Genomic DNA, 19,948 nt, shown 5'->3' on the forward strand with positions numbered 1-19,948 from the left:
CGTGTCCCCTGATCTGTCGGCTGACAGATAGGGCGCACGCCCGCAAAGACCAGGGGGACGGCACGCAAGCCTATTGCGCGGCGCCGGAGCGCGGCCGGTCGGTGGCACCGGCGCGCTCCGGCACATAGATCATCCGTCCGTCCGGCAGCCGGTAGGTGATGCCGGCGCGCACGCCACGCCCCTCGCCGATCTCGCCCGACGTCTCGTAGCGCGTCAGCTGCTCCGCCTCCCGCACCGTGATCCGCATGTCGCTGCGACCGGGATTTTCCACCACGACCACGTCGGTTCTGGCGAATGGATTGAGCGGGTTGCGCACGATCACCACCATGAGGACCGCCACGACCACCAGGAAGACGTCGATGAGGTTGACGATCGAGATGATCGGATCGTCGGCCTCGCTGTCGTCGAGGAACCTCATGGCCGAGCCTCCAGTGCGCGCTCGATGGCCCTGAGGTCCTCCAGGAGCCAGCGTCGCCTGATGGTCAGCACGAGATGGGTGATGGAGGCGCTGACCAGCGCCAGGATGACCGCCGAGAAGGCGACCACCAGGTTTTCGCCGACGGCGCTGGCATCGTTGGCGCTCAACGCGAGCAGCGCCGGCCCCATCGGGATCATGGTGGCGACGAGGCCGAGCATGGGCGCGGCCCGCGAGACGATGCGCAGCCATTCCAGCCGCTTGAGAATCCAGAGCTCCATGTCGTCGCTCGTCGCCCGGCTCGCCGCCTGGAATGCCGCGAGAGCCGGACGGCAGGTGCCGCGCCGGCGCTGCCATGCCTCGACGGCGAAGCCGCCGAGCATGCCGAAGGCATAGGCGAGCGACAGGAGGATCAGGACGAGCACGGGCAGGAGAAAAAGCTTGGAGAGCTCGAAAAGTCCGGCTTCGATTCCGTTCATGCGTGATCCTGCTGACGATGCTGCGCGGTACCGGCGCGAAGCTGCATCCAGGCGCCGGCCAGGGTGGAGAGGGCAATGAGCGCCGCACCCGCCAGGGCGGCGAAAGGCCAGGGTTTTCGGGGCTGCGGCGCGACGGGCCGGAGCTCCTGCCCGCGGACCGGCGCGGCGGCCGAAACATCGGTTGCGCCGGCCCCATCGGAGGCTGTCGCCGCCGGCGCCGTGCCGAAGCCGGCCGAGGCCATCTCCGCCGCGAAGGCGCGGGTGGCGGCCTCGCCGGTGCTGACGCCATGCGCCTCGGCAAGCTCCCGCCAGCGCGCCGCAAGGTCCCGGCGCGTCTCGTCCGGCGCATTCCAGTAGCCCTTGCGGATCGCCTCCACCATCCGCTCGATGATCTGGGCCTGCGCGGCCGGATTGTGCCTTTCGAACCAACCGGCAAGGCCGAGGTCCCGGCTGTCGCGCACGAAGGTGTCGTGCACCTGCTGCCACTGGTCCGGCCGGACCGTGGCGGGGTCGGCGACCTGCCAGCCCCAGAGATTGTTGATCGTCTTGACGATCTCCACCGTGCCCGCATAGCCCTCCGGCTTGAGGCCGGCGATCCACTGGGGGTTCAGCGTGCGGGCGCGCATCTCGTCGGCCAGGAACCGGCCGGCCGCGGTGATGCGCGAGGACGGATCGCGCAGGTCGGCGATATGGAGCTGCGGGCTCCGGCCGTCGAGATGGCGCACGGCAAGCGCCAGACCGCCGAGATATTCGAAGGGGTGGTCGGTGGAGAGCACGCCGTGGAGCCGCGAGGAACGCGACAGCACCGCGCCCTGAACGCCGCGCAGATTTTCGGCGAAGACGTTGGCGCCTGCGGCGACGCCCCAATGGCGGCCACCATAGGCATATTGCAGGCGGGCGAGATAGGCCTCGGCCAGCGGCGCCTCGCTCTGCCAGGACGTGGACCTGAGCGCCTGCTCCGGCAGGCCGGTGCCGTAATCCGCCGGCGCATTGCCGAAGATGCGCAGCGCGGCGAGTTCGGCCGCGCGCTGCGGCGTCTCGCCGGCCTGAACGAGCCGTGCGGCGATCCGCCGGCTGTTGCGCGCGACCGGATTGTCCGGCTCGTCCAGTGCGGCGACCTTGTCGATGGCGCCCGCCAGAAGCCGGACGAAGCCGTCGAACTGGTCGCGGTAGACGCTGGTCATCTGCAGCACGACGTCGATGCGCGGACGGCCGAGTTCGGCGCGCGGCACGACGTCGATCGCGACGAGACGCCCGGCCGCGTTCCATGTCGGCCGCAGCCCGAGCGCATGCATCACCTGGCTCTCGACGATGCCGAGATGGCGCATGGTTTCGCCCGACCACAGACTGAAGGCGAGCTTGTCCGGAAAGGCGCCGTCATGGGCCGTGCGATGGGCCTCCAGCAATTGGCGGAACGCCGCCTCGCCGGCCTCGTGGGCAGCGCGGGTCGGCACCTTGTCCGGCTCGAACGCGAAGAGGTTGCGGCCGCTCGGCACGTCGGGATTGCGCACGGGATCGCCGCCGGGGCCCGGCGCGACGAACCCGCCGGCAAGGCCGTGCAGCAGCGCCTCCAGCTCGCCCGTCTCGCCAAGATGCCGGTCGAGCGCGACGGCCCGGTCCAGCATGGCGCGCAAGGCCGGATCGGCGATGTCCGACACGGGCGCGCCGCCGCGCAGATGGCGTTCGAGAAGCCGATAGGGAGCGGATCGGGCCAAGGCGCCGGCATCGCCGGTCGGAACCTCGTCCGGATCGGCGCCGGCCGCGGCGTAAAGCGGCCGGCCGAGCTGCTGCATGATCGTCGACAGCCGGTGCTCGGGCGCCGCCGCGGCGCCGAACGTATGGAGGCCGAGCGGCATGGCGTGGCCGGCGAGCGCGTGCAGGTGATCGTGAAGCGCGGCGAGGAAGCCGGGAAAGTCGCGGGCGACGGCGTCATCCGCCCAGCCCATGTCGCGGGCGAGGCCGCTCGCCGCCACGAGCCGCCGGATCTCGGCGCCGGTCCGCTCGCGCGCCGCGCCCTGCTCCAGCTGGGCGTATTCGTGGATCTTGGCGTGCAGATCGTTCAGCTCGGCATAGAGCCCGGCAGGCGCGAAGGGCGGCGTCTGATGGCTGATCGTGACCGCCCGGCCCCGCCGCCGCGCCTGTATCGCCTCGGCGACATTGTCCTGGATATAGGGGTAGAAGACCGGCAGGTCGCCGACGGTGAGCCAGGGATAGTCGCCCGCGGCGAGCCCCCGGTCCTTGCCGGGTGTCCATTCCTGCGTGCCGTGCGTGCCGAAATGGATGAGCGCATCGGCGCCGAGCCCGTCGCGGAGATGGAGATAGGCGGCAAGATACCAATGGCCCGGCGGCTCCCGGGTGTCGTGATAGGCGGCGCCCGTCCGGTCGCCGCGCGGCGGCTGCGGCAGGATCGCGAGCTTGCCGAGCAGCAGGCGCGGGATGACGAAGTGCTTTTCGCCCGCGGCATCGATCACGCCAGCCGCCCGGTCCGGCTCGCCCCAGCGCGCGATGAGCTCGCGCCGGCGCTCTGCCGGCAGGGCGTCCAGGAAAGCACGGTAGCGCGCGACCGGCAGCGTCCCGGCGAGGCCCTCGCGCACGAGGCCGGCCAGTCGCCCGGGCTCGCGGAGCGCCGCGAGCATGGACTGCACCGCCGTGATGAGCGGCGCTTCGCCGCTTGGCGGCACATCGTAGCCCGCCTGGGCGAGGACCGCCGTCAGCCGCTCGAGGCTGCGCGGCACGTTGAGATGCGAGGCGGACAGGTTTTGCCCGCCTGGCGGGTAGTTCCAGATCATCAGCGCCAGCCGCTTCTCGCCCGCCGGCTTGCGGCGCAGCGCGGCGAGGCGGGCGACCTTGGCGAGGAGAGCCTCGATCTGGCTCCGGATCGGAACCGGCTCGCCGTTCTCGACCGCGTCGATCACCATCGGATCGCTCACGCCCCAAGCTTCCGGCATGGCGAGGAACGGGGCGACCAGGCGCTGGGCGATGCCGCTCTGCGACCGCTGCCAATGGGCGATGCCGCCCTCGCGATGGCTGACGGCCTGGATGACGGGGACGTCCAGCGCCAGGAACTCCGCAGCCCGGGCCGGGCCGTTCTGAAGGTGGGTCGCGATCAGCAGCGTGTCCGGCCGCGCCGGGCCGATCTGGCCGCCGAGCGCGCCCGGCCCGGCGTCACCGGTCCAGAACACGAGCGGCATGATGCCGCGCGCCTCGGCGCCCGCGACCAGCGCGTCGACGACGCGCGTTTCCATGCCGGCCACGGTGCCGCGATGAATGGCGATCGCAAGGCGCGGCGCATCGGCCGGCCAGCGGGTCTCACCCCAGCGCAGATAGTCGTCGAAGGAGGCAAAAGGCCCCGCCGCCGCCGGATGATAGAAACCCGCCGCAGGCAGCGGCACGGGCGCCGGAATTGCCGCGGGGCTGCCGTCCCGGCCAAGCGCAGCCGCATAGGCGAAGAACGCGGCAAGATTGGCCTCGCCGCCGGCCGCATAATAGGCGATGAGGCGCCGCCCATGCTGCGGCGGCAGATTGCCGAAGGCGGGTTCGCCGCCGCCGACGCGGATCCAGGGCGTGCGGCTGGCGCGCAGCGCTTCGCCGATGCGGGCATCGACGGCGGCGACGTCGTTCGGCCGCGGCGTGTCGATGACGATCAGGGCCGCGCCCGCGACCATGGCCGCCGGCGGCTCCGCGGCGGTTTCCACATAGGCCCGCTCCAGCGCGAGCCCGGCCGTCCGGCCCAGCCGCTCCAGCCGGTCGAGCCGCCCCGGCAGGACGAAGTCGACCGTCACGACCCGCACGATGCGGCTGCGCCCCGCAGCCTCCCCGGCCAGCGCCGTCGGGGCGAGATCCGGCCGCGGCATGGCCAGGGCGAGAACGAGCAGGACGAGCCACCGCATGGTCAGAACCGCACGGTCATGCCGGCATAGACGGCACGGCCCTCTCCCGGCCGCACCTGTGGCGAGGGCGCGCGCACGATGGCCGGTCCCTGCTGCGTCGCCGGCACGGTGGGTGTCGCCGAGAAGTCCGAAACATAGGCGGTATTGCCGAGGTTGCGGCCCTCGACGAAGACCGACCAGCGGCCGTCGGGCGACTTCCAGCCGGCCTTCGCGCCGAGCAGCGCATAGGCCGGCACGACGAAGGCCGGCCCGCCCGAGCCGTCGAAGGTGGCGTTGCGGGCGCTCTGGTAGCGGACATTGACCGAGCCGTAGATCCCGGACGGGTGCTCGTAGCCGAGCTCGCCGAACACTGAATGGGCCGGGATCACCGGCATGCGGCGGTTGCCGAAGCGCGGATCGTTGTCGAAACGGAAATCGGTATAGGTCCAGGTGCCGTTGGCGAAGATCCGGTCGCCGCTGACGAAGCTGTCGACCAGCGGCGCGGTGCGCAGCCCCAGTTCGATGCCGTTGTGAATGGTGCGATCGGCATTGAAGGCGATCGTCGTGGTGCAGGCCGGGCTGATCTCGGTGGCGCAGCGCGTGAGGATCTCGTTGCTGAGCCGCATGTGGTAGAAGGTGACGTCGTATTTGAACCTGTCCCAGCCGCCGCGAAAGCCGGCTTCCCAGGTCCAGGCCGTCTGCGGCCTGACCGCCGGCAGCGCCCGGCCGGTACGGCTCTGCGCCTCCAGGACATTGCCGAGATCGGCGCCGCTCGGCACTTCGAAGCTGCGCGTGACATTGGCGAAGACGAAATGGTTCTGCCGATATTCCCAGTTCACGCCGAATTTCGGGTTCAGCGCCTGGTACTGCCGGTCATAGTTCAGGAGGGTGTCGAGACGGCCGGGCTGAGGCCCGCCGGGGGCGCCGGGCCCGAGCGCCGGCACGGCGCCGCCGCGGTAATGGTCGTTCAGCACGCGGGTGGTGTGGACGGCCTGCAGCCCGGAGAACAGCCGCAGACCCGGCGCGATCTCGACGGCGCCCTCGCCATAGGCTTCCACCAGCCACGAGCCGAAGCCCCAATCGAAGATCTGGCGGGTGCGCGCCGTGCCGGCATTGGCGTGCTGGAAGCGGTTGAAATCACCCGACGTATAGCCGGCGCGGACGCCGCCGACGATCTCCGTCGGCAGTCCGGCGAGGGTGGTGCGGTGTTCGACGCGTCCCGATACGCCGGCCTCGCGCCAGCCATAGGCGATGATGCCGGCAAAAGGCGACGGCAGATGGTCGAGCGCGGTGTTGAGCACATAGGCGCCGAGTTCGTAGGTCGTGGCGTCGCGCCGCACGACCGTCCGGTTGGCGAGGCGCTGATAGGTGAAATTCAGCCTCTCGTTGAAGAGATAGGAGTTCGGCGGCGCGACCTGCCGCTGGGCATGCAGCCGGTTCAGCGGGACGGGCTCGGCCAGCTCCCGGTCGGTCCGCCCGGCGGCGAAGAAGGTGCGCGATTCCACGTCTTCGGTCGGCCGCCAGCCGATATTGCCGCTGAACCGATAATTCTGCTCGCCGGTATGCTGGCGGAAGCCGTCCGAGCGGAACAGATTGCCCTGAAAGTACCAGTCGAGATTGTCGCGCGCGCCGCCATGCTCGATCTGGGTCTGGAGCGTGCCGAAGCTGCCGCCCATGACGGATATTGCATTGCCGGGCGCCGACCGTCCGGTCCTGGACACGACGTTCAGCGCGCCGCCGGTGGCGATCGCGCCGTAGCGCAGGCTGTTGCCGCCCCGATAGACCTCCACATAGTCGGCCGCACGGAGATCGAGCAGCGGATTGGTGAAGCCGGCCTCGGTCCGCCCGAGCGGGAAGCCGTCGAGATAGGCGCGGATGCCGCGGCCATTGCGCGAGCCTTCGGTGGCGATGTCGCTGCCGCGCATGGAAATGAAGTTGCCGTTGTCGGACAGGTGCACGCCGGGCGTGCCCGTCAGGATGTCGGCGAGATCGGCCTTCTTGCCGGGCCGGGACTGGCTTGTCGACACCACCGTTTCCGCGCCGGGGCGGCGGTTGAAGCGCTCCTGCTGGGCTGAAAAGGCCGGCGGGTTGGCGCCTTCCGCCCGCTCGCCCCCGCCACGCGGGGCCTCGACCTCGATCGTCTCCAGAAGCACCGTGCCGGCGGGTCCGTTTTCCGCGCGCAGGTCGCCCGCGCCCAGCAGGCAGGCTGCCATGGCCGCCAGCGAGCAGCGGTTCCGGAAACGGGCGGCGATCTTCGAATCCGGTTCTGCACTTGTCATTGGAACATTCCAGGGGGCTTGCCTTCGACAATTTTTGTAACTGTATAACATTACATTTACAAGGCGGCAGCCGGTTCGCGACGGGGCACTGTGGATAGCCGAACCGGTGGGCGCGGCGGACGCGACGCGGGCGAGCATTCCTGCCAGCACCGAAGACTCTGGTGCCGCACCTCCGATCATGTGCAGACTGGTGCTCATGGTCTGCTTCCCGCCCCGCCGGATCGTCTGCCTGACCGAGGAGACCGTCGAGACGCTCTACCTGCTCGGCGAGCAGCACCGCATCGTCGGGGTCTCCGGTTATGCCGTGCGGCCGCCGGAGGTCCGTCGGGACAAGCCGCGCGTCGCGGCCTTCACCTCGGCCGACATTCCGAAGATCCTCGCGCTGACGCCCGATCTCGTCCTCACCTTCTCGGACCTGCAGGCCGGTATCGCCGCCGACCTGATCCGTGCCGGCCTTGCCGTCCATGCCTTCAACCAGCGCGACATTGCCGGCATCCTCGCCATGGTCCGCACCGTCGGTGCGCTGGTCGGTGCGGCCTCACGCGCGGAAGCGCTCGCGCAGGGCTATGAAGCGCGGCTCGCTGCGATCAGCGCCGCGGCGGCCGGCCGCCGGCGCCCGAAAGTCTATTTCGAGGAATGGGACGAGCCGCTGATCAGCGGTATCGGCTGGGTTTCCGAACTGATCGCGATAAGCGGCGGCGAGGATGTCTTCGCGGACCGCGCACGCCAGCACGCCGCGCGGGACCGGATCGTGTCCGCCGACGCCGTCGCCACCGCCGCCCCGGACGTGATTCTCGCCTCCTGGTGCGGCAAGAAAGTAGCGGTCGACCGGATCCGCCAGCGTACGGGCTGGGCGACGATCCCGGCCGTCAGGAACGGCCGCATCGTCGAGATCAAGTCGTCGATGATCCTGCAGCCCGGCCCGGCCGCCCTGACGGACGGGCTTGATGCGATCGTCGCGGCCCTCCGCGAGACCGGCTGAACCCGTTTTCGGCCCACGCTGTCCAGGCGCTCCCGACCGCGAGCGCCGGGCCTGCTCACGCTCCACTCACGCACAGCTCGCTGGTGCGCCCGTCCGGGCGCGCGCCCTCGCCGCGATCGAGACCACACGAACAGGTCCGGCTCGAGCGGATCGGCGGCGTCAGCCAGGGCCGGCCTGCCGGCCGCCATTCCGGCCGCGGGCCACGCCGATCATACAATCGATGGAACGGATCGGCCTGGACCATTTCACGCTCCAATCACGCGGCCGTCTGTAACAGGCAAGCCAGGGTTTGCTGCAGGTCCTCGGCGGGGGATGTGCGGCACTCCCCGGCGGGCTGGCGCACCGTTCAGGACGTGCCGGCCTGCCGGGGCTCACCGCGGGAGCGGCCTCGCCGGTCCCGCCCGCCAACACGTATCGATCTGCACGGGCAAGCCGGGGCCGCCTCCGCCGCGGCCCCACCACGCATCCTGGACCAGGGAGAACGACGATGTCGGGCAACGGACAGGACATCATCGAGGTCGGCTTATCGCGGATCCGCCAGACCTATGTGCTCGGCGCGGTGGTGCCGCTCGACAATCCCAACTGGAAGGGCCCCTGGGACTGCGCCGAATTCGCGTCCTGGTGCACCTACCAGGCCTATGGACTGGTCTTCGGCGCCGGCCGCGCCGCCAGGGTCTCGAAGGCCGAACCCTATTCCGGCCATTGGTACAGCGAAGCGCGGACACGGGGCCGCGTCATTCCGTGGAAGGATGCGCTCGCCATTCCCGGCGCCGTCCTGATCCGCGCGCCGACCGCCGGCCGCATCGGCCATGTCGCGATATCGATGGGCGACCATGAGCGGACCCTGGAAGCACGTGGCGCCGCCTTCGGGGTCGGCATCTTCAACAAGGCGGCGCAGCGCCCCTGGGGCATCGGCTGCCTGCTGCCCGGCGTCGACTATGAGACCGACGGGACGCTGCCGCCGCCCAAGACGCGTCCGGGACGCGGGCCGAAACCGAAACCCGAACTGCCTGCCGGCTATCTCTGGCTGACGACGCCCAATCAGAAGGGCGCGGCCATCGTCGCCGTCCAGCGCGCGCTGGCCGCCGTCGGCATCGACCCCGGCCCGATCGACGGGGAGTTCGGCCCGATGACCCATGCGGCCGTGGTCGGCTTCCAGATCGTCAAGCTGCTCGAGGTCGACGGCATTGTCGGGCCGAATACCGCGGCGACGCTCGGCCTCGCCTTCCCGGTCCGGCCGAGCCCGGACGACGAAGCGATCTTCGCCGCGGCGCATCGTCAGACCGGCTCCGGGCCGATCCGCCTGCCGGCCGCGGCGGGCACCTTCGACGGCGTCGTCGACATCAACCGCAGCGGCGGGACGTTCCGCGCCCGGACGGCCTCCGGCCTGTCGTTCATCATCGGCTCCTCGACCAGCTATACCGACGACATGAATCGCGTCGGCCTGTTCCAGGGCAGCAGCGCGATCACCGACAGCCTGCGCTTCGGCAGCTACAAGGCCGTCGATTTCGCCGCGGCCTTCGGCCAATGGGCGCATTTCATCGAGCCGACGCTGACCGCCGAGAGCGGCGCCCGCTTCGCCACCATCAACACCTATGACCGCGCCGCCTTCACCTTCGGCGCGCCGCAGCTCGCAGCGCATACGCCGGAGGCCAATTTCATCCTCTACCTGCGGGCCCTGCTCGACCTGCCCGATGCCGACAAGCACTTTCCGGAACTGTCGCTGCGCGCCAATGCATCGGGGCGCCGGACCGTGCACCTCGCCAATGGCCACGGGCCGGTCGATCTCGAAGAGGTGACCGTCGTGGTCAGACCGAACGGCCGCCGCGAGCCGCAGCTCGCCGGCCTGATGGCCTATCTCAACGGCTCGCCGACCGAGATCGACGCCAACGAGCTGTCGGCCGCCGCGCGGCTGATGAACTGGCTGCGCACCGACGCCAAGGCCAAGGAGCTGCAGATCGGCGTCTTCATCGACAGCGCGAAGGCGCTTCTGAAGACCGCCAAGACCAAGGTGGCTGGCTTCGACGGCAGCGACTGGCGCACCGCGCTCTGGATCATGGACATCCGCCATCAGGGACGGGCGAGCTACGACGAGCTGAGCGCCGCCATGGCGAGCGCCGCGCCCGAAAAGGCGCTCCGCAGGCTCGGCCTCGCCCGGTTCAAGGAACGGATCAGGACGGTGGAAGCGGCGGTCGAGCGGATGGCCACAAGCGGGGTGATGACCGGCTTCAAGGTCTAGGCCGCGGGCGCTGGCTTGAAGCATCGGCAAGGGGGGCGAACCGATGTCGGACATGACCGAGCTGGACGATGCCAATCGTCGTTTTCTCGACGCCTTGCGCCGGCGCCGGCCGGCCGACGCCGCCGAGCTCGACCGCCGCCTGCTGTCGGCGGCCACCACGACGCTCGAAAGCACGGGCGCGGGAACCGATCCGCGCCAGGTCACGCTCGCCATCGAAACCATCGTCAGCGAGCACCGGCCGGTGCTGTTCGTCACGGCCGACGGGATCGACTTCGGCGACCTGCCGCCGCTTGCGCCGGAAGCCAGGACCCTGGTCACGTCCCTGCAGAGCGACAGCGCCAAGGTGGCCGGCATTCTGCCGCTGGTCGGGCGGATCGACGTGTCGGGCTTTGCCGGCGGCATCGACTATCTCGGCACCGGCTGGTTCATCGCCGAGGACGTCGTGGTGACCAACCGTCACGTCGCCGCGCTGATCGCGCAGTGGAACGGGCGGAGCTTCGACTTCATCGCCGGCGCCAGCGGCCGGCCGATCGGCGCGGCGCTCGGAACGCGCCACCAGAAGGGCGACGAGGACGGCGACGACCGGCGCGCCTTCAAGGTCGAGGAGGTGCTCTACATCGAACCCGCCGCCGGGCCGAACGACATCGCCTTCCTGCGCGTACGGCGCAACGCCGCCGGCACCGCCCCGCGGGCCGTGCCTCTCGCCGCGGCCGAAGCGGCACCCGACGGCTTCGTCTGCACCATCGGCTATCCGGCCGAAGGCGATCCGGCCGCGATCCCCAACCAGGATCTGATGCGCCGGCTCTATCAGAGCCAGTACGACGTGAAGCGCATCGCGCCGGGCCTTGCCATGGCCGCGTTCGACGGCGCGGCGTCGCATGATTGCACGACGCTCGGCGGCTGTTCCGGCGGCCTCGTCCTCGATCCCGCGGCCGGCGCCGCCGTCGGCCTGCATTTCGCCGGCATCTGGCGCCAGCGCAATCTCGCCGTGCCGGTCGCCGCGCTGAAGGACTATGTCGCGCGCCGCCGCTGGCTGGCGCCGCCGATGATCGAAACCGGCCCGGGCCCGAACCGGGACGGTCGGACGGTGGCCGCCGCAGCAGCGACCGTCGTGCCCGCCGCATCGGCGAACGGCACGACGACCTGGACCATTCCGCTCACTGTCACGGTCGGGCTCGGCACGCCGGTCATGAGCACCGGCGCGCCCGTGGCCGCAGCCGGCACGGACGCGATGACGACGCTCGACGAGGCGGTCGCCGCCTTCTGGAAGCAGAGGCCGGCCGGCGTCCTCGCGGTGCGCGCCGGCTTCCTCGACGAAGGCGACGCCATCGGCGATACGCCCTGCATCGCGGCCTCGGTCCGGCCTGCTGAGCTCGGGCACGCCGCGACCGCCGGTCCCGCCGCCTTCATGGGCTATCCTGTGCGCTACGACACGGCGGATCGACTGGAACAGGTGGACACCATCATCCGTCCGGAGGCGATCAGCACCATTGCCTATGACGATGATGCCCGCACCGGTGAGGACTTCTCCTTCGAGACGGTCGTCGAACCCATGCGCGCCAGGCTTCATGTCGGTCCGGAATATTCGTGGGACGAGCTCGAGCGCTTCCTGGCGGCGGCGAGCGGCCATCTGGTCTCGGCCATCTACGAATTCCACGGCGACCATATCCGCGCGGCGATCGAGGCGCGGCTCGAGGCCGGCATCGACTTCCGCGTCGTGATGGACAATGTCACCTTCTCCGAAGGCGCGGTGAAGGATGGCGACTTCGACCGCGGTGAGGTCTTCGCGGCCTGGCGCGACCGTTTCGCCGGCCGCTTCCATGCCATCGTGCCGCGCGAAGGGACGCGCGGCCTCGTCGCCCGTGCCTACCACATCAAGGTCTCGGTCCGGGAAGACGACACGATCTGGCTCTCCTCGGGCAACTGGAAGCGCGGCTCGAGCCAGCCGGTCGTCACCGAGGCCATGCGCGCCAATGCCACGGTCAAGGACCTGCCGGGCAATCGCGAATGGCACATCGTTCTGACGAGCCCGACGCTCGCCCGGCGCTTCCGGGCGCATATCGGACAGGATTTCGTGCGCGCCGCTGCGCTCGCCAGCGAGGTGATCGCCGAGGCGGCCCCCGGACAGCGTCATGTCGATATCGCCGAAGCCGTCGGCGAGGCCGCCGCACTCGAACGCAGGCCGCCGGCGGGCCTGCTCGCGCCGAAAGTCATCGAGCGGCGGCTGCGCGTGCGCCCGCTGCTGACGCCGGATGCCCGCGGCGCGGTCTATGCCGAGGCCGTGCTGGACCTGATCCGATCGGCCCGCGAGCGCCTCTGGTTCCAGATCCCCTACATCGCGATGCCGTCGAGCCCGAACGTCGAGCGCGGCTATATCGACGAGCTGATCGCCGCGCTCGCCGACAAGCTGAAGCGCCTGCCGGACGCCAGGGTGATCCTCCGGAGCGGCGGCAGCGACCTGTCGAATCCAGCCCATGCGGCCTGGCACTTCAAGGCCCGGGGCGTCGACATTGCCGGCCGGCTGCGCCAGATCGACAACCATCACACCAAGGGCATGATCGTCGATGGCCGGCGCGTGCTGATCGGCAGCCACAACTGGAGCGGCGAAGGCGTCACGCTGAACCGCGACGCTTCTCTCATCGTCCACGACGAGGAGGTTGCCGCCTATTACGCGGATGCCTTCACGATCGACTGGGATCGGGCCCGCCCGATCTCGCCGAAAAAATCCGCAAAGGCCGAAAGCACCGTCCTGCCGGCGGAGGGCCCGTCGGCGCCCGCCGGCTATCGCCGCGTCAGCCTGTCGGAACTTCTGTCGGGAGATCTGTGAGTGTGCGTCTTCACCCCCAGGCTCGGCTATGTCCAGCGCCAGATGCGGGCGCTGTCCGCAGTCTGCCGCGTCGATATCGACGGGCGGGCCGAGGGCACCGGCTTCCTGGTCGGGCCGAACCTCGTCCTGACCAATCATCATGTCCTGTTGCTGGCCGAGGCCCTGGCTGGCGGCGACAAGGCTCTGCGGAAGCCCGTGTCCTGCCGTTTCGACGTCGACCGCCGCGACGACGGCAGCGTCTCGCCCGGCAAGCCGGTCGCGGTCCGTGCCTGCCTCGCCTTCAGCCCGGCCTCGGCCTGGGAATATGGCGTGCCCGGCGCGGCCGACGAACCGACGCTCGACGAGCTCGACTATGCCCTGCTCGAACTGGAAGTGCCGGTCAGCGAGGACATGACGGTCTTCGGCCAGCGCCGCGGCTGGATCGGCCTGCCGGCCAGACAGCCGGTGATCGCCCGCGAGCGCGTCTATGTGGTGCAGCATCCGGCCGGCGAGCCGGCCGCCATCAATGCCCAGGGCGAAGGCGTGCTCGGCTTCCTGTCCAATGGCCTGAAGAACCGGCTCATCTATTCGCCCGTGGCCCTGCCCGGCTCGTCCGGCTCGCCCTGCTTCAACGATAGCTGGGAGCTGATCGCCATGCACAATTGGGGCGGCAAGGACTATCGCCGCGGCGTGCCGATCGGCCTGATCCAGGCAGCGCTCCAGGCCGCGGGCTTCGGCCCTGCCCTGGCGCCGATGACCGCGCAGTCCGCTTTCGACCGGCTGCACGACCAGCTCAATGCGCTGCGCCGGACGGCCGAGGACGATTCTGCGGTGAAGCGTCTCCTGGAGGAGTCCGCCGAGATTCTGGAAGGGCTGTCGGAGACGCTGGAGCGCCTGCACATCTACAAGGAGCTGCATGAATTCCTGCACAATGTGCAGACCGGCACGTTGCCGCCGCTGATCGCCTGCGTCCCCGCCAATGGCGAGCCGCGCGTGAACGAGCTGGTGGCGCTCGCCGACGACCTGAGCGTCAAGATCGACGAGCCGCGCGAGCAGGCGCAGAAGCTGCCGCTCGCCGGTGCCCGCGGCAGCCTTGCCCAGCTCCAGTGGCTCGAGGACATGGCGCGCACCGCCGCCGCGCTGAGCGGCAAGCCGGAGGACGAGCCGCGGGCCAAGGTGCTGCGCATCCGGCGCATCGTGCGCACTCAGATGCAGATGCTCAACGAGAGCCTGCGGGGCGAGGCCGACCGCATCGACTTCAACGGCATGCACAGGCTTCTGACCAGTGCCGTCCGCGCCGGCCCGCTCGCCGGCACGGCCGGGGCGCGGCAGATCGAGCTCGACGCGGAGGTGGTCATTCAGATCCGCGACGACCTCAACCGCCGCGTCCAGCAGCACGGCGAGTGGCAGGCGAGCGAGAACGACCAGATGGTGCTGGAGGACCATGTCCGGGACGACGCCATCCAGGCGCCGGACATGTTCGTCGAGCGCTGGGCACCGACGCTGCAGCAGATCCGCCTTCTCTGCGATGCCGACCTGTCGTCGACCCTGCTTACCGAGCTCGTCGGTTACGGCGACGAGCTCGACCGCAGCATCGCCGATGGCCGCTGGTCCGATACGCCGCGCCTCTTCGGCAATTTCCGCCGGCGCACCATGCGCGCCTTCTGGTTCGTCGATCGCGACCTCCTGGATCGCGCCCGGCAGATGTCGCAGCTCGGCGCGCCGATGAAGGCGCTGCTGGCCTTTGCGCAGGACACATGACCATGACCGCAGCCGCACCGACCTATACGGGATTCGAAACCCTCGAAGAGCTTCAGGCGGCCAATCTCGCGATGATGCGGGCCTGGCGCGCCAGGAGCAGCGAGGGCAGCACCGATACGCGCGCCATCGACGGTTTCATCCGCCGCGCCGTCGCCACCGGCAAGCGGCTGTCGTCGAGCCAGGATCGCGAGCTTGCGCAGTCGGCGCTCGACTTCTGGTCGACCGAGCTGGTCCGGCTCGGCCGCATCTCGCCGGGCGAGACCGCCGGCCCGCAGCTTGCCCGCTTCGATACCGCCGCGCTGCCGGCGCTCGGCGACGTCTCGCCGTTCAAGGGCTTGAAGTCCTTCGACGAGATCGACGCCACCATCTTTCATGGCCGGGAGACCGTCGCCCAGAAGCTCGCCGACCAGGTCGAGGCCCGCGCCGTCACCGTGGTTGTCGGTCCGAGCGGCAGCGGCAAGGCTTCGCTGATCGGGGCCGGCCTGCTCCCGGCCCTGCACGAGCGGGGCCTCGTCGGCGACGGCGGGCGGCTCGAGCTGATCCGCATGCCGGCTCCCGGCAGCGACCCGCTCGACCGGCTCGCGCAGCTCATCGTCGGCGATGCGGCCGGCGGCACCGCCCTGCGCGACCTGCGCGACCGGCTGGAAGCGCAGCCGGAAACGCTCGGAGCCGAGCTCGCCGCCGCCTTCCCGCGGCCGGTCCTGCTGGTCGTCACCCAGTTCGAGGAGATCCTGACGCTCGCGACCTCGATCCGGGCGCGGGACGCCTTTGCGCGCGCCATGGCCCATCTCGGCGCGCAGGCGAAACTGGTGGTCGGCCTGCGCGACGACTTCCTCGACGACGTGAAGCGCCTGCCGGCATTCGGCGCGCTGGCCGCCGACGCCGACAACCGCTTCCTGCCGCCGCCGATCGCCCCGGCAGACCTGAAGCGTGCCGTCATCGCCACGGCCGATCGCGCCGGGCTGCGCTTTGCCGAAGGCGTCTGCGACCGGCTCGTCCGGTCGATCGCCGGCGAACCGTCCGGGCTGCCGCTCCTGCAGTTCACCCTCGACGAAATGTGGCGCGAAGCCCGGCGCTCCAAGACCAACTGGATCTCGGAGGAGGTCGAGCAGCGCGTCGGCTCGCCGCGCGAGGCGCTGCAGCGCGCGGCCGAGCGCGTCTATCAGGCCCTGCCGCTCGCCGACAAGGAAGACGTCGTCCGCGAGATCTTTCTGCAGCTGGTGACGCCTGGCCTCGACCACGACTTCGTGCGCCAGCCGCGCCGCCGCGGCGAGCTTCACGCCGGCCGCGACGCCGACAGCGTGGAGAGTGTTCTAACGGCCTTCAGCGACGCCGGGCTGCTTCGGCAGGAGCGCGGCACGGTGGCGGCCGACGACTGGTTCGACGTCGCCCACGAGGCTCTCATCCGGAACTGGCCGCGGCTGCGCGCCTGGCTCGACGGCCAGCGGCAGACCCACCGCAAGCTGGTGCAGCTGCGCGAGGTGGCGAAGCTCTGGGCCAGCGAGGCCAAGGCTCCCGGCTACCTCTTGTCGGGCAACGCCCTCGTCGAAGCGCGCGCTTTCGAAGGCCAGTCCGAAGTGCTCGACGCGCTGATCGCGGAGAGCGCCAAGGTGGAGCGGCAGACCAGGAGCACCGTCCTGTTCCTCAAGCTCGCCGGCCTCGCCGTCGCGGCATGCCTGGTCGCCTCGGGCGTCATCTATTGGCAGGCCCGCCACACGGCCCAGCTGATCGCCTCCGAAAACGCCGTGACCGCCGCGCGGGCGCGGCTCATGCAGATCCAGGCAGAGCTTCGCCGCAGCCTCGACAGCCTGAATGTCAGCGATATCGGACCGCTCCACGGCTTCCTGCGCGAATATGGCGATGCGCAGGAGAGCGAGCTCGCGCGGCTGCATCTGCGCAGCAACGCGCCGACCAGCGGCAGCGACCAGCGGTCCCAGGTCGTGGCGACACGGCAGCGGTCGATCAGCGCGCCGGCGCAGAACCCCTCCTGCCGCGGCTATCTGTGGCTGGGCTATCCCGGCGAGGAGAAGGTCGCGCCCTTCCCTTCCGCCGGCAACATGCGTGCCGGCACCACGCTGACGCTCAACACGAACGTCCGGCTGCGGGCCGACAAGCCGGATGCCGACTACACCATGGCCCCCCAGATCGGCATCGTGCCGCGCGGCGCCGCGGTAAAGGTCGTGGGGAATGTCTTCGCGGTGCCGCGCAGCCGCGGGCCGCAATATTGGGCCGAGGTCGAGGCGGCGCGGCAATACTGCACGAGCGTGTTCATCCAGTATGCCGGCGGGCGGCCGGAGCAGGTGAGCGCCATGCGCGACCGGCTCGACGGCGCCGGCTTCCAGGCGCCGGCCCCCCAGCAGGAGAACGTGCCGCGCGGCCGCGCGGAGGTCCGCTATTTCTTCGCCGCCGACGCGCCCATGGCGGCCGAGGTCGCGCGCCTGCTCGCCTCCTACAACAAGAACCAGCCCCTGGCGCAGACCGCCCTCCTCAGCTTCCCGACGCCGCCGCGCGCCGGCACGCTGGAAGTCTGGATCGACCTCGACCCCTAGGAAACCGGGCCATGGATGACGACTATGTCGTGCTGCGCATCGAAGGCGTGACGCCGGCCGCCTCCGGCGGCCTGCAGGGCATGACCACCATGCGCTCCCGCGTATCGGGCGGCGGCTTCGACCGCCAGGTTTCCGGCCTCGATGGCACCAGCGCAGGCGGTCGCATCCTGTTCGAAGCGAAGGCGATGCGGGACGCGCTCCTGCCGCCATCCGCCGGCGCGGGCGCCGACGGCCTGATCATTCTCAGCAGCGACCGGCCGCGCATGACCGCCGAACGGGCGCAGCTCAGCCCGGCCCAGCTGCGCGAGGCGGTCCGCGACCCGCAGAACATCGTCTCCCGCGCCTTCCCGGTCGCCGCCATCACCGCGCAGGGCGCGGCCGCGGATGGACCGCCGCGCGTCGCCGCGGCCAAGGCGGCCGGGCAGGACTGGGGCCTCGCCACCGTCGGCGCGGACGGCGCCCATCTTGCCGGCAGGGCCGGCGACGTCGTCGTCGCCGTGCTCGACAGCGGCATCGACCGTGCTCATCCCGCCTTCCCGCCCGATATGGACATCGTCACCGAGAGCTTCGTCGGCGGCACCGCCGCCGATGCCGACGGCCACGGCACGCATTGCGCCAGCCTGATCTTCGGCGGTGCGGCCGACGGCGTCAGGCTGGGTGTCGCGCCCGCGATCCGCAGGGCTCTCGTCGCCAAGGTCTTCGATGGCGCCGGCGGCAGCTCGACCGCCGCCGTGGTCAATGCACTCGCCTGGGCACACCGCGAGAAGGCCAATATCGTCTCGATGTCGCTCAGCTTCGACTTCGAGGCCATGTTCCGCCGGCTGACCCTCGCGGGCTGGGACGAGTCCGCCGCCATCTGGGAAACGCTGGTGCGCTACCGCGATGCGGTCGACCAGCTGCAGCGGCAGATCGACGTGCTGCGGGCGGCCACCATCGACGATCCCGGCATCCTCATCGTTGCTGCCGCAGGCAACCAGAGCCGGCGCGACAAGGAGAGGCCCTACAGCGTCAGGACCGGCATCCCGGCGGCGGCGGCCGGCGTCCTCTCGGTCGGCGCCGTCGGGCGCGACGGCAAGATACCGACCTTCTCCAACATCAATCCCGTGCTCGTCGGCCCGGGCGTCGGCGTGGTCGGCGCCAGGGCCGGCGGCGGCCTCGCCGCGCTGGACGGCACGAGCGCTGCCACGCCCTATGTCGCCGGCCTCGCCGCACTCTGGTGGGATGCCCTGAAGGCGCGCAACGGACGGGTCACCGCCGAGGACGTCGCGGCCAATCTGCGGGCCCGCGCGCGCCGCCTTGCCGATGTCGACACCGAGCAGCAGGGCTCGGGACTCGCCCTGGCGCCGCCGGCGGATTTCGGCTGACCCTCGCCGAGCCAGCTCAGCCCGCCGCGGCAGTCGGCGCCGCGCGCGGCATGGCGTGCGCCGTGCCCCACTCGGCGAGCGCATGCACCGCCGCATTGAGCCGCAGCCCCGGTTCGGTCAGCGAATATTCGACATGCAGGACCTTGCCGCTCAGCTCCTCGCGCCTGACGACGCCGGCCGCCTCCAGTTCGCGCAACTGCTCGGCGAGGATCTTTTCGCTGATGCCGGGAATGGCACGGCGCAGCGCCCCGAAGCGCAGCGGCCGGGCATGCAGCTCCCAGATGATGGTCGCCTTCCACTTGCCGCCGATGACGCGAAGCGCCGGTCCGAGGCCGCAATTCGGTTCTGCCGGTTCACGCATGATCTCCACCCCGCACCAGCCTCGGCGTGGCCGATTCAGCGCCCGCTGAACCGCGGCGCGCGCTTCTCCAGGAAGGCGCGGCGGCCCTCGTCGAAGTCTTCCGATGTGAACAGCACGGCCTGGGCATCGGCCTCGGCCTTGAGCATCTCGTCGAGGTCGCGCGGCATGCGCGACAGCAATGCCTTGGAAAACCCGTTGGAGAGCGGTGAGAGGCCGGCCAGCTCATGGGCGAGCGCGACGGCCTCGGCCCGCGCCGTGCCCGGCTCCACCACCGCCTCGGCGAGGCCCCAGCGCTCGGCCTCCTCGGCGCCGAAGGCCTTGCCGCGCAGCATGACATATTTGGCCCGGCCGAGGCCCATGCGGAGCGGCAGGATCCAGGCCGCGCCGAAATCCGGCACGAGGCCGATCTTGTTGAACGAGCACTGGAAGCGCGCGTCGCGCGCGGCCACCACCAGGTCGCAGAGCGCCGCGAGCGCGAGGCCCGCTCCGGCCGCATAGCCCTCGACCGCGGCGATGACAGGCTTCTCGCCCGTCACCATCAGCCGCACTAGCCGGTGGACGAGCTTCAGCCGCTCCCGGCCGCCCGGCCCCGTCACGCCCTCCATGCCGGAAATGTCGCCGCCCGACGAGAAGTGGCCGCCGGCGCCGGTCAGCACGATCGCCCGGCAGTCGGCATCGGCAAGCGCCGCCTCCATCGCCGCGATCAGCGCGATCCGCAGCGGCACCGCCAGCGCGTTGCGCCGCTGCGTGAAGTTCATCGTCAGCACGCGCACCGGTCCGTCGCGCTCATCCAGCAGCAGGGAGGTCTGGTCGGCCATGGTGAAAGTGCTCCTGTGTCCGGCAG

12 protein-coding genes are annotated in these 19,948 nt (G+C 70.6%); 6 read left to right on the forward strand and 6 right to left on the reverse strand.

Annotated features, from left to right (window positions below; translation table 11 throughout):
- Positions 1-70: 70 nt before the first annotated feature.
- Genes OZ671_RS18785 through OZ671_RS18800 form a run of 4 tightly spaced genes read right to left on the reverse strand, consistent with a single transcriptional unit; the run spans position 71 to position 7,042 of the window.
- Entirely contained in the window at positions 71-418 is a 348-nt protein-coding gene (locus OZ671_RS18785) for a DUF2149 domain-containing protein (RefSeq protein WP_268862161.1), read from the reverse strand.
- Positions 415-894 carry a MotA/TolQ/ExbB proton channel family protein gene (locus OZ671_RS18790; RefSeq protein WP_268862162.1) on the reverse strand — a complete coding sequence of 160 codons (480 nt, stop codon included), beginning with the start codon at positions 892-894 and terminating at the stop codon, positions 415-417. The genes OZ671_RS18785 and OZ671_RS18790 overlap by 4 nt, the downstream gene beginning before the upstream one ends.
- Positions 891-4,784 carry a cobaltochelatase subunit CobN gene (gene cobN, locus OZ671_RS18795; RefSeq protein ID WP_268862163.1) on the reverse strand — a complete coding sequence of 1,298 codons (3,894 nt, stop codon included), beginning with the start codon at positions 4,782-4,784 and terminating at the stop codon, positions 891-893. Before cobN ends, OZ671_RS18790 begins: the two co-directional genes overlap by 4 nt.
- Positions 4,785-4,786: 2 nt before the next feature.
- Positions 4,787-7,042: a TonB-dependent receptor family protein gene (locus OZ671_RS18800; RefSeq protein WP_268862164.1), complete on the reverse strand. Its 2,256-nt coding sequence runs from the start codon at positions 7,040-7,042 to the stop codon at positions 4,787-4,789.
- A gap of 178 nt (positions 7,043-7,220) precedes the next feature.
- On the opposite strand from OZ671_RS18800, the gene OZ671_RS18805 reads away from it, so the two are divergent.
- The 6 genes from OZ671_RS18805 to OZ671_RS18830 all read left to right on the forward strand — a co-directional run bounded on the left by OZ671_RS18805 (position 7,221) and on the right by OZ671_RS18830 (position 18,743).
- A complete protein-coding gene (locus tag OZ671_RS18805; protein ID WP_442957102.1) occupies positions 7,221-8,024 on the forward strand; it encodes a cobalamin-binding protein in 804 nt (267 codons plus the stop codon).
- Positions 8,025-8,511: 487 nt separating this feature from the next.
- Positions 8,512-10,263: a peptidoglycan-binding protein gene (locus tag OZ671_RS18810; protein ID WP_268862165.1), complete on the forward strand. Its 1,752-nt coding sequence runs from the start codon at positions 8,512-8,514 to the stop codon at positions 10,261-10,263.
- A gap of 52 nt (positions 10,264-10,315) precedes the next feature.
- Positions 10,316-13,090 (forward strand): phospholipase D-like domain-containing protein, encoded by a 2,775-nt coding sequence (locus OZ671_RS18815; protein WP_268862166.1) that lies wholly within the window; start codon positions 10,316-10,318, stop codon positions 13,088-13,090.
- Complete coding sequence (locus OZ671_RS18820) at positions 13,091-14,830, forward strand: trypsin-like serine peptidase (RefSeq protein ID WP_268862167.1); 1,740 nt, start codon at positions 13,091-13,093, stop codon at positions 14,828-14,830.
- 2 nt (positions 14,831-14,832) lie between these two features.
- The gene (locus OZ671_RS18825; RefSeq protein WP_268862168.1) at positions 14,833-17,379 is read left to right on the forward strand and encodes an nSTAND1 domain-containing NTPase; all 2,547 of its coding nucleotides are present in this window, start codon (positions 14,833-14,835) and stop codon (positions 17,377-17,379) included.
- 11 nt (positions 17,380-17,390) lie between these two features.
- Entirely contained in the window at positions 17,391-18,743 is a 1,353-nt protein-coding gene (locus tag OZ671_RS18830) for a S8 family serine peptidase (protein ID WP_268862169.1), read from the forward strand.
- A 16-nt stretch (positions 18,744-18,759) separates the two neighbouring features.
- On the opposite strand, the gene OZ671_RS18835 is transcribed toward OZ671_RS18830, so the two are convergent.
- Both OZ671_RS18835 and OZ671_RS18840 read right to left on the reverse strand, forming a co-directional pair.
- Complete coding sequence (locus OZ671_RS18835) at positions 18,760-19,104, reverse strand: winged helix-turn-helix transcriptional regulator (RefSeq protein ID WP_268862170.1); 345 nt, start codon at positions 19,102-19,104, stop codon at positions 18,760-18,762.
- A gap of 35 nt (positions 19,105-19,139) precedes the next feature.
- Positions 19,140-19,922 carry an enoyl-CoA hydratase/isomerase family protein gene (locus tag OZ671_RS18840; protein ID WP_268862171.1) on the reverse strand — a complete coding sequence of 261 codons (783 nt, stop codon included), beginning with the start codon at positions 19,920-19,922 and terminating at the stop codon, positions 19,140-19,142.
- Positions 19,923-19,948: the final 26 nt, after the last annotated feature.

Source organism: Phreatobacter sp. AB_2022a, from assembly GCF_026847585.1.
Classification (GTDB): domain Bacteria; phylum Pseudomonadota; class Alphaproteobacteria; order Rhizobiales; family Phreatobacteraceae; genus Phreatobacter.

Excerpts from the sequence above, each read along its gene's own strand:
- OZ671_RS18830 (WP_268862169.1), top strand. The coding sequence starts at position 17,391 with ATGGATGACGACTATGTCGTGCTGCGCATCGAAGGCGTGACGCCGGCC.
- OZ671_RS18785 (WP_268862161.1), bottom strand. The coding sequence starts at position 418 with ATGAGGTTCCTCGACGACAGCGAGGCCGACGATCCGATCATCTCGATC.
- OZ671_RS18835 (WP_268862170.1), bottom strand. The coding sequence starts at position 19,104 with ATGCGTGAACCGGCAGAACCGAATTGCGGCCTCGGACCGGCGCTTCGC.
- cobN (WP_268862163.1), bottom strand. The coding sequence starts at position 4,784 with ATGCGGTGGCTCGTCCTGCTCGTTCTCGCCCTGGCCATGCCGCGGCCG.
- OZ671_RS18800 (WP_268862164.1), bottom strand. The coding sequence starts at position 7,042 with ATGACAAGTGCAGAACCGGATTCGAAGATCGCCGCCCGTTTCCGGAAC.
- OZ671_RS18790 (WP_268862162.1), bottom strand. The coding sequence starts at position 894 with ATGAACGGAATCGAAGCCGGACTTTTCGAGCTCTCCAAGCTTTTTCTC.
- OZ671_RS18815 (WP_268862166.1), top strand. The coding sequence starts at position 10,316 with ATGACCGAGCTGGACGATGCCAATCGTCGTTTTCTCGACGCCTTGCGC.
- OZ671_RS18805 (WP_442957102.1), top strand. The coding sequence starts at position 7,221 with ATGTGCAGACTGGTGCTCATGGTCTGCTTCCCGCCCCGCCGGATCGTC.
- OZ671_RS18825 (WP_268862168.1), top strand. The coding sequence starts at position 14,833 with ATGACCGCAGCCGCACCGACCTATACGGGATTCGAAACCCTCGAAGAG.
- OZ671_RS18840 (WP_268862171.1), bottom strand. The coding sequence starts at position 19,922 with ATGGCCGACCAGACCTCCCTGCTGCTGGATGAGCGCGACGGACCGGTG.
- OZ671_RS18810 (WP_268862165.1), top strand. The coding sequence starts at position 8,512 with ATGTCGGGCAACGGACAGGACATCATCGAGGTCGGCTTATCGCGGATC.